1 protein-coding gene is annotated in these 1,395 nt (G+C 62.2%); it reads left to right on the top strand.

Annotated features, from left to right (window positions below; genetic code table 11):
- Positions 1-1,395 (top strand): type VI secretion system tip protein TssI/VgrG (gene tssI, locus AC1DLB_RS30045; RefSeq protein WP_477786287.1); only part of this gene is annotated, 1,395 nt, incomplete at both ends.

Consider the following 1,395-nt stretch of genomic DNA (forward strand, 5'->3'; position numbering starts at 1 on the left):
CTTCCAGCACAGCGAAAAAGCCCACCTGCTGGTGTTCGGCGACGACCAGACCGTGTTCCCCAAACTCGGCCAGCCCACCGCCTACGTCCAAGGCAGCGGCATGGTCGCCGACGAACCGGTGATCAAAGGCTTCAAACTGCGCCTGGAAACCCGCACCGGCCGCGTCACCCGTCGCGACTACGACTTCGAAAAGCCCAACCTGCGACTCGAAGCGGCGTACAAACCCGACGGTGAAAGCACCGAACCGGACCTCGAAGACTACGACTACCCCGGCCGCTTCCTCGACCGCGCCCGCGGCAAATTCCTCAGCCAACGCGCCCTGGAACGCCACCGCGCCGACTATCAACAAGCCGAAGGCCGTGGCGACCAGACCACCCTCGTCAGCGGCCATTTCGTGGAAATGTCCGACCACCCGCGCACCGAGTGGAACGACCTCTGGCTACTCACCGAAGTCGTCCACGAAGGCAAACAGCCGCAAGTGCTCGAAGAGGCGGTGACCAGCGACACCACCGACAACAAAGACGACTTCCACCAGGGCTACCGCAACCGCTTCCTCGCCACCCCGTGGAACGTGTTCTACCGCCCGGCCCTGGAACACCCCAAACCCCGCGTCCTCGGCAGCCAGACTGCCATGGTCACCGGCCCCAAAGGCGAAGAAATCCACTGCGACCAGTACGGCCGCATCAAAGTGCAATTCCACTGGGACCGCGAAGGCCTGGCCGACGACAAAACCAGCTGCTGGATGCGCGTCTCTTCGAGCTGGGCCGGCGACCGCTACGGCGCCATCGCCATCCCGCGCATCGGCATGGAAGTCCTCGTCACCTTCCTCGAAGGCGACCCCGACCAACCGCTGGTAACCGGTTGCCTGTACCACAAGGAAAACCAGGTTCCCTACGACCTGCCAGCGAACAGAACCCGCACCGTCTTCAAAACCCTCAGCTCACCGGGGGGCGGCGGGTACAACGAACTGCGGATCGAAGACAAGAAAGGGGCGGAGCAGATCTTTATTCATGCCCAACGGGATTGGGATGAAAACATCGAGCACGACCAGAAGATTCGGGTGGGGAATGAACGCCACGACACCGTGGTGAAGAACACCTACACCGAGCTGAAGGCCGAAGAGCACCGCACCACGATTGCGGATCGCAAGACTGAGGCGCGGATGGATGATCACCTGACGATTGGGCAGAACCAGCACGTCAAGCTGGGGACTGCGCAGCTGACCAGTGCCGGGAAGGAGATTCACCTGAAGGCTGGGGACAAGATTGTTATCGAGGCTGGGATGGAGCTGACCGTAAAGGCGGGAGGGAGCTTCATCAAGCTCGATGCGGGTGGGGTTACCGTGGTTGGGCCGGTGGTGAAGATTAATGCCGGTGGATCGGCGGGGAGTGGGAC

This window comes from Pseudomonas sp. 05N434, from assembly GCF_056396965.1.